Here is an 8287-nt window from a genome sequence, read left to right on the forward strand (position 1 = left end):
CCGGATGGCACACCTACGGCAGGAGCACCCGCACGACGGGCATCTGCCAGTCGAAGTCGGCTGTCTGGGCCCCGGTGGTGATCAGTGAAGCAGGGAGCGCGACCAGTGCGGCAAGCGTGAGTAGCGTGCCGAGCAGCCGGCCCAACCTTCGAGCAGACATTGTGCGCTCCTGTCACGTGCGGGTCAGAAATGATGGAGGTTCCACGATGGTGCCACACCCGCAGCACGCGTAAAAGCGGAGAGACCCTCGGTCGAGCAGGGTAGCGGGCGAAATCGTCCGTTCGACGGCGGCCGCCGACCCTGCGGCCCTCCTCAGGCTCACCGGGCGTCCGGCGCGCGCTACAGAAGGAGCACAACCCGACCTCACGCCGGAAAGGGATGGATCAGCCCAGGGCCTGGGTGTCGTGGGATTCGTAGGCCCCCGTCGCCCATCGGACCTCTCGCACACTACATCGACATCGGCGAGCGTGGGTCCCCCCGGAACACCGGCTCGTCGGACGAGTACCCGCCGTCCAAGCCCGGCAGACGGGCTGGCCGATGCTCGACAAGGACACGTTGACGCGGCCTGTTGTAGAGGCCAGCCTCAATCAGCCGAACCGAAGCGATGTTCGCCAACGAAGCCCGCGCAACCGGCGACACCAGCGACCGACTCCGGGCATGGGACGAGACGCCACCGCTACCCGGCGCAGACCTGTCCATCAACACCCCAGAGATCGCACCCGCGGAAGCGGCTCGACAGATCCGAGAGCGGCTAGTACCACAGCCCTAGATCTCGCCGGTGACCTGCGTGACGCTGGACGCAGGGCAGCCAGCCAGTTTGCACGCGCCCGGTGATCTATCGTGAGCGGGGAGTGCCGGTGCGGCGTCCCGGCCTGGTGGCGTAAGCAGGGCACCGTGCTGCGCGCTTCAAGATCGGTCGGCATGTGCTGTTCGAGGAATCGGACATACGGGCCTGGATCAAGACACACGGCACACCTGCCGGGCCCTGCTGCCGGGCGTCGCAAGGACGCTGACCGCGGGACGGGGTGGTGACCGATGCACCGGGCGAGGCGGTGGACAAGTACGAAGCTGGGTGCCGTCGCAGCGATGAGTCTGCCGGCGCCCACAGGTCTACCCCCGACCGAGACAACCAAATCACCGGGAGTAAGGCATGGGCCTCATCCACATCGAGCTGTTCGCAACCCTCGACCTCGTCGGGCAGTCGCCCGGCGGCCCCGACGAGGACCCGGTGGGGTTCGCGTTCGGCGGCTGGCAGGCGCCCCTGCTGGACGAGGTCGCCGGGGCGCAGGTCGGTGCCGCGTACGAGGGCACGGACGCCCTCCTGCTCGGCCGGCGGACGTATGACATCTTCGCCGCCTACTGGCCGTACCAGGAGGGCGGCGAGGACAACGAGATCGCCACGCTCTTCAACAGCGTCCCGAAGTACGTGGCCTCCCGCGGCAGGCCCGACCTCTCGTGGGCCGGGTCCACGCAGCTCGGCCCGGATCTGGTCGGCGCGGTGCGCGAGATCCGTGACCGGCACGAGCACGTGAAGGTCGTCGGGAGCCTGAACCTGGTGCAGACCCTCCTGCGCGAGAAGCTCTTCGACCGTCTCGACCTCTGGGTGCACCCGATCGTGCTCGGCGTCGGGAAGAAGGTGTTCGACGGTGGCGCGGTGCCCACGAACGTCACACTCCTCGAACCGCCGGTAGCCAATCCGAAGGGCACCGTGTACCTGCGCTACGGGCTCGCCGATGGCACGCCCGGGACGGGGGACATGAGCGCACCCGATCGCGGTGCCGGACGCGACGACTGAAGCCGCCCCGCGCCAGGTGGGTCCGTGTCGTCGGCGGTGAATCCGCCAGGTCGGCATTCCGTCACGGCGTCGGCGAGGTGCCGACGCCGTGACGAAGTGCCTCGCCAGAGGGTCGCCGCCGTCACGCAATGGTCTGGCAGGCCCCGTCGCCCTAGCTAGCTAGTGAGTCTGTCGTCGGTTGGACTCCTGCCGGACGGCCTCCGTGTCCCGCCAGGTGCCGGCGGAGGTCTTCATCATCCGATCGACCATCGAGCGGGCGGAGGCTTCGTCCGGGAAGTCGTACGAGACCTCTTGTCCTCCGTCACCTCCGAGGCGGCCACGGACTCGCCAGAGCCGGCCGTCGGAGACCAGCCAGATGTCGCGCCGGGCCCATGCGGCCCCATGCCCCGTTCCAGTAGCGACCACGTACCTCCACCACCAGAACCCTCGTCGAACACACGTTCGACGGCCGGCTGCCGGCCTGCCTAGTCCCACCACATGCTTGTCGAGTCCGTCCCAGGTGATGCTTGACGCCTCGCCTAGTGGTTGTCGTCCGGCTACTTCCCGCCGTCTCGACCGGGCAACTCGGCGAGAGCCGTTGGTACTCCTCGTGGGCGCCCAGCTCCACCCCGCTGAGTCGAGCGGCGGTTGGTCATGCAACCTTTTCGGGTCACAGCCGGTACTACCTCGTGACCGACTGGGCGGAAGGGCGAGCACGTGATCACACCGGAGGGCTTCGACGACTTCGTCGTGACCCGGTCACCGCGGTTGTTGCGCACCGCGTTCCTGCTCACCCGCGATTGGGCGTTGGCCGAGGACCTGCTGCAGACCGCGCTGGCGCGGGCGTGGGAGGCGTGGCGGCGCATTGACGGTGACCCGGAGCCGTACGTGCGTCGGATCATCGTCAACGCGTACGCCTCGTCGTGGCGGCGCAGGTGGTGGGGTGAGCTACCCACGGCCGACTTGCCCGAGGCGGCTGCCGAGGCTGACCCGCACGCCGGCCTCGATGACCGGGACCGCCTCTGGCGGGCGTTGGGCCGCCTGCCCGGCCGGCAGCGCGCCGTGCTCGTGCTGCGCTACTTCGAGGACCTCTCGGAGGTCGAGATCTCCGAGGTCCTGGGCTGCTCGGTCGGCACGGTCAAGAGCCAGGCCAGCCGGGCAATGGCCAAGCTCCGCCTCGACGAGACGCTGACGCCGGAAGGGATGCTGGGATGAATCTGACCGATCTCAAGCAGGTGCTCGACGAGCGTTCCGGCGGCTCGGCGGAGCACGTCATGCACCACGTGCGGCTGCATGGGGTACGCGCCAAGGTGGTCGCGCGGCGGCGGCGCCGGATCGCGACCTGGGCCACCTGCGCGGTGGTCGCCCTGGCCGGCATCGCCGCGGCCGCCGTCGTGCCCGGGCTCCGCGCGGACGTCACCCCCACCCCGGCGGACAGCCCGTCGCCGGTACGCACCATCGAAGGGTTCCCGGAGTACGCCTGGGGCGCGCGTGTCGTGGCTGCGGAGTCCGCCGCGCTGCCGGAGCGCCGGATCGAGCTGACCATCGTGCCCACCACGCTCGATCTCGTCATCTTCACCCGCTGCGCCGGCACCGGAGACAACGTCGAGCCCGATGAGAAGGTGAGCGTCAACGGCCACTTTCTCTTCGGTGGCGGCTGCGGCGGTTCCAGCCGGCAGATGAGCTGGGACGGGCTCGACGTGGCGGTCGGCAAGCCCGCCACGTTCGTCATGACGATCGCCGGAGCCAAGCGGTTCGACGGGACGGACTTGGTCCCGGTGGCGATCCCGGACAGCGGCACGTTCGGGCTCGCGATCGGTGTGCGGATCCCGTTCGACCAGTACCCGCTGCCGCCCCGGCCATCAGGACCACTCGACCCGTTGCACCAGACGCTCATGGCTGGCTGCACCGAGAGGCTCTGCCCGGACGCCGTCATCGTCCGATCGGATCCGGCCGACCCGACGCGTCCGGTCCAGCGGACCCTGACCTGGAAGACGATCGACTCGGTCGACATGCTCTCCCAGACGCCGGGGCTCCTCCACGTCCGCGTCAACGGCGTGGAGATCATAACCGGCGAGTGGTGGGACTACGCGATGAGCAGCTCCGGCAGGTTCGGCGACAGGAGAGGCGCGTGGAAGCGTGAGTTCGGCCTCGACCTGAAACCCGGCGACCCAGTGACCATCGAGATCGTGCCCGAGCACATCACCGGAGCCTGGCAGGTCGTCTTCTCACCAGCCTGAGTGGGCGAGGGTGAGTAGCGCCGTTGCCAGGGTTGCCCCGAGCACCGCGCCCTGCTTCGGCTTCCACCACGATGCCATGGCCGTCGTGGAAGGCGTCGATCTCGTACGACACCTCGGCTCGCCCGTTGTCACCAAACAAGACGGGCCGGCGGATCTTCCCGGCAGCCGTCTTGCCCGTTTCGACCGCGAAGCCAAGACCTTGGAGTCCAGCAGCAAGGTGGCGTAGCACCATGTCGCTCGTGACGCCGACACGCGGCTCCGCCGTTGAGATGTGCGGGGCGGCGTCATGGATGACGGAGAGGAAGCCCTCGACCCACTCCGGCGGCCGAACGTTGCGTGGGTAGTAGTTCCACACCGGGTAGGACACCTGGGAAGGCTAACGGCCCGGCCGAAGGCGCGCAGGAGTGCTGTAGCCATTCTGGGCCGTCGCTGGGCCGTCTGGGCCGTCACAGGGCCGTCAAACGTCGACCAACAACGACCGGCGACGACCAGCAGCGCCCGAAGAAACAGCAGGCCAGCCGCCATGTGACAGCGGCTGGCCTGGTGGGCGACGGACGAGTCGACCTGTACGCCGGATGCTGTTGTCTGGCCCGGCAGGTTGGTTCTAATCTGATGGAGAGTTGATCAATGCCTTGCCCGCTGCTCGGAGAGGCAACTCCTTGTCTTTCGTGCTCGCTACGGATGCCGCCCCCGGCCGGCCGAATGAAGACTTTGTCGTCGCCACCAGTGATCTGGCAGTGGTCGTCGATGGGGCAGGCATCCCGTCCGGCGGCTGCCGCCACGGCGTCAGGTGGTACGCCCGGCAGCTCGGCATCCGCACGCTCGCCGCACTCGTCGCGTCTCCAGACATCGCGCTTGCCGACGGCTTGGCAGCCGGTATCGCTGCGGTAGCCGCGGCGCATGCCGACACCTGCGACCTCGATGACCCCGGTACTCCCTGTGCTGCTGTCGGCATTCTCCGCGCGGAAAGCGGGAGGTGGACACGCTCGCGCTGTCGGATGCAACGGTGGTGGTGGACCTGGAGACGGGACCCGCGGTGACGTGTGACCTCGCGGTGGAGGACATCTGTGGGCCAGAGCCCGAGGTCGTCGCCGGTCTGTTGTTCGGTACTCCCGAGCATGCGCAGGCGCTAGCGGCCTACGTCGAGCACCAGACCATCACCCGGAACCGTGCCGATGGCTGGTGGGTTGCCGCTGCCGACTCGGAGGCCGCTGCACATGCGCGTGTCGCGACATATGCACGTCCAGCTGTGCGACGGGCGAGCGTGATGTCCGACGGCGCAACGCGTCCCGTCGATCAGATGCGGATTTGCCGCTGGCTGGACTACCTTGATCTCCTGGACAAGCTCGGCCCGCGTGCCTTGATCGCTCACGTCCGGTCGATTGAGGTGGACGACCCTGAAGGGGCGCGCTACCCGAGGACGAAGCGGCATGACGATGCCACCGTTGCGCAGTACAAGCCTTCGGACTAGGAACGACGTCGACGACCAGCGCCCAAGGTCCAGGCGCGACCGTCTACGGCATCGTCGGCATCCTGCTCGGCCTGGCCGGCCTCGTCGCCGGTCTGCCGTCGTGCCGCCGCGCCGCGCAGCCTCGCTAACGAAGAGGGGGGCCAGGCCGTCGCCAGGCCGTCAGCGGGCGAACAATGCCCACCAATGACGACCACTGGCGGCGGCCTTTGCCCAGGTTGCTGAGGGTGACTACGAGCCGACCAGCGATGAAGGGCGGGCCTTACCTGTAGTTGGTGAACCGCAGGGGCGCCCAAGGCAGTGCTTCCCGCCAACCGGGCAGTTCGAAGGCCCAGGACGTGATCACGGAGTGGACGAGCCGCTTGTCCTCGGTGAGTGCCTGAAAGTGCTTGTCTTCGTCGCCCTCGCGGTACTCGACCAGGTATCCGCCGGCATCGGTACGGGCAACCTGCGCGAACGTCTGACCGGTGACGTCGGCGACACGTTCCACGATGAGGAACTGTTCCTCGCCGCGCTCCATGTCCGACAGCAACTCGAACAGCAGATCCTCTGAGGGGTCGTCCCAGATCTCGCCGGACCCCATGGTGACGCGAAGCAGCGCAGCAGCCATGCCTCAATGATCCAGGAACCGAGTCCGCCGACGTGCCCGACGCGTACCCGAAGCTGAGCGGGTCGATCGTGTTGTCCGATTCCTCGCCGGAACCAGGCGTTCGGACCCTTCCCCCCAATACGCCCCCGGACGGTGAGCGATGGCGGGTAGTGGTTGGACTCAACGAGACCAGACAAGATTGGCCCCCGACCGCGTTACTGCTGGTCAGGGGCCGTTCTCGCACCTGGTGGCGGGTAGAGGATTCGAACCTCTGTAGCTTTCGCGACGGATTTACAGTCCGCTCCCATTGGCCGCTCGGGCAACCCGCCAGGGCGTCGCCACCACGCCGTGCGCGGCAGCGGAAGCAAGGATAGCGGTTGCCCCCGGGGCCGCCGCAACCGGGTACCGTCAGGGGGTCGTACCGCTGGTCAGCGGGCGACGGAAGACCTTCAGACCGCCGAACCAGCAGGAGCATGAGCATGGCAGCGAACCCGTCGTTCGACATCGTGAGCAAGGTCGACCGCCAGGAGGTCGACAACGCCCTCCGTCAGGCGGAGAAGGAGCTCGCGCAGCGGTTCGACTTCCGCGGCACCGGCGCCGAGATCTCCTGGTCGGGCGAGGAGGCGATCAGCCTCCAGGCGGAGACCGAGGAGCGGGTCCGGGCGGCGCTCGACGTCTTCAAGGAGAAACTGGTCAAGCGGAACATCTCGCTCAAGTCGCTGGACGCCGGCGACCCCCGCGCCTCGGGCAAGGTCTTCAAGATCGACGCCAAGGTCATCCAGGGCATCGACACGGACAAGGCCAAGTCGATCAGCAAGAAGATCCGCGACGAGGGCCCGAAGGGCGTGCAGGCGCAGATCCAGGGCGACCAGCTCCGGGTCACCGGCAAGAAGAAGGACGACCTCCAGGCCGTCATCGCGCTGCTCAAGGGCGAGGACTTCGGCGTCGCGCTGCAGTTCACCAACTACCGCTGACGAGCCCGGTCAGCGCGAGAAGATCAGCAGCAGGATCACTGTCAGGACCGCGCTGATCAGGATCGAGCCCAGGCAGCCGACCCGGTTCGAGAAGAAGAAGAACATTCCCGTGCTGTACCCGCCCGGGACGCGTTGAGACGCCGTCGAGCGGTCACCCCGATCGGGTGACCGCTCGACGCGTATCCGGCTGCTGTGGCGGTCGGCGGGTGAGCCGCACTCAGGCGGCAACCCGGTGCTCGGTGCGTACCGCGGTGGCCTCCGCGCGGGCGATGGGGCCGGCGGGGAGCGCGGCGACCGTGGCGCCGACGGCGACCGCCGCCCCGGCGAAGAGGAACGCCCACGGCACCCCGCCGGCGTGGTCGACGATCAGGCCGGCCACCGCGCCGCCGGCGGCGCTCGCCGCCACCGACATGGTGACCACCCAGGTGTACGCCTCGTTCAGCATGCCGGCCGGGGCGATCCGCCCGACCAGGGTGTTCTCCAGGGTCAGGGCGGGCGCGATGGTGGCGCCGCCGAGGATCAGCGCGACGCCCAGCGCCGTCGGGCCGGGCATCACCGCGAAGACGGCGAAGCTGGCGGCCACCGCGCCGAGCAGCCAGGCGAACTGGCGGGTCATGTTGGCCGGCGGCCGGCGTACGCCGAACCAGAAGCCGCCCGCGGCGCTGCCGATGCCCCAGACGGCCAGCAGCACGCCGGCGAGGCTCTCCGGGTCGTCGGCGGTGGCGTCGCCGGCGAAGGCCGGCACGATGACCCCGGCCGCGCCGAACGCGATGCCGAGGCTGGCGACGCAGAGCAGCAGCGCCGGGAAGCCGCCCACCCGCAGCGGGCCGAGACCCTTCGCGTGGTGCTCGCGGGGGTGTGGCCGCCAGCCGCGCATCACCCGGCCGAGGGCCACCGCGGCGGTGCCGACCAGGGTGACCACGGCGGCGCCGACGAGCGCGGCGGCGGCGTCGGCGGCCAGCACGAACGCGGCCACCAGCAGCGGGCCGAGCACGAAGACGATCTCGAAGAGCGAGGTCTCCGCGGCGAGCGCGGTGTTGCGCAGGTGGTACCGGCCGGAGGTCGGGCCGGTGAGGTCGTTCCAGGCGCCCCGGATGGCGGCGGTCAGCGGCGGGTAGGTGGCGCCGGCGACCCCGGCGGCCAGGTAGATCAGGCCCAGGTTGCCGGCCTCGGACCGGCTGGCCCCGAGCAGCCCGAAGAGCGCGAGGGGGTGGGCGACGGCGGTGGCCAGCAGTACGGGGG

9 protein-coding genes and 1 tRNA gene are annotated in these 8287 nt (G+C 69.2%); 5 read left to right on the plus strand and 5 right to left on the minus strand.

Annotation, left to right across the window (positions count from 1 at the left end):
- Positions 1-13 precede the first annotated feature (13 nt).
- Entirely contained in the window at positions 14-160 is a 147-nt protein-coding gene (locus DKT69_RS38235) for a hypothetical protein (protein WP_161557794.1), read from the minus strand.
- A 990-nt stretch (positions 161-1150) separates the two neighbouring features.
- Between DKT69_RS38235 and DKT69_RS10150 the strand changes: the two genes are divergently transcribed.
- The 3 genes from DKT69_RS10150 to DKT69_RS10160 all read left to right on the plus strand — a co-directional run bounded on the left by DKT69_RS10150 (position 1151) and on the right by DKT69_RS10160 (position 4014).
- Positions 1151-1795, plus strand: coding sequence for a dihydrofolate reductase family protein (locus DKT69_RS10150; protein ID WP_109801311.1), 645 nt, complete (start codon positions 1151-1153; stop codon positions 1793-1795).
- Positions 1796-2491: 696 nt separating this feature from the next.
- Positions 2492-2989, plus strand: a complete 498-nt coding sequence (locus DKT69_RS10155) for a SigE family RNA polymerase sigma factor (protein ID WP_109801312.1) — start codon at positions 2492-2494, stop codon at positions 2987-2989.
- Positions 2986-4014 carry a hypothetical protein gene (locus tag DKT69_RS10160; RefSeq protein ID WP_109801313.1) on the plus strand — a complete coding sequence of 343 codons (1029 nt, stop codon included), beginning with the start codon at positions 2986-2988 and terminating at the stop codon, positions 4012-4014. The genes DKT69_RS10155 and DKT69_RS10160 overlap by 4 nt, the downstream gene beginning before the upstream one ends.
- On the opposite strand, the gene DKT69_RS37685 is transcribed toward DKT69_RS10160, so the two are convergent.
- Positions 3977-4381: a hypothetical protein gene (locus tag DKT69_RS37685; RefSeq protein WP_146231021.1), complete on the minus strand. Its 405-nt coding sequence runs from the start codon at positions 4379-4381 to the stop codon at positions 3977-3979. The genes DKT69_RS10160 and DKT69_RS37685 overlap by 38 nt on opposite strands.
- A gap of 609 nt (positions 4382-4990) precedes the next feature.
- On the opposite strand from DKT69_RS37685, the gene DKT69_RS10165 reads away from it, so the two are divergent.
- A complete protein-coding gene (locus tag DKT69_RS10165) occupies positions 4991-5485 on the plus strand; it encodes a hypothetical protein (protein WP_109801314.1) in 495 nt (164 codons plus the stop codon).
- A gap of 259 nt (positions 5486-5744) precedes the next feature.
- On the opposite strand, the gene DKT69_RS10170 is transcribed toward DKT69_RS10165, so the two are convergent.
- The gene (locus DKT69_RS10170) at positions 5745-6092 is read right to left on the minus strand and encodes a hypothetical protein (protein WP_109801315.1); all 348 of its coding nucleotides are present in this window, start codon (positions 6090-6092) and stop codon (positions 5745-5747) included.
- A gap of 224 nt (positions 6093-6316) precedes the next feature.
- A tRNA-Tyr gene (locus DKT69_RS10175) sits at positions 6317-6400 on the minus strand.
- Positions 6401-6550: 150 nt separating this feature from the next.
- Between DKT69_RS10175 and DKT69_RS10180 the strand changes: the two genes are divergently transcribed.
- Positions 6551-7045, plus strand: coding sequence for a YajQ family cyclic di-GMP-binding protein (locus DKT69_RS10180; protein WP_109801316.1), 495 nt, complete (start codon positions 6551-6553; stop codon positions 7043-7045).
- A gap of 217 nt (positions 7046-7262) precedes the next feature.
- Here DKT69_RS10180 and DKT69_RS10185 read toward each other — a convergent pair.
- The coding region (locus DKT69_RS10185) for an MFS transporter (protein ID WP_109801317.1) at positions 7263-8287 on the minus strand (1025 nt) is incomplete at its 5' end.

This window comes from Micromonospora sicca, from assembly GCF_003172935.1.
Classification (GTDB): Bacteria; Actinomycetota; Actinomycetes; order Mycobacteriales; family Micromonosporaceae; genus Micromonospora; species Micromonospora sicca.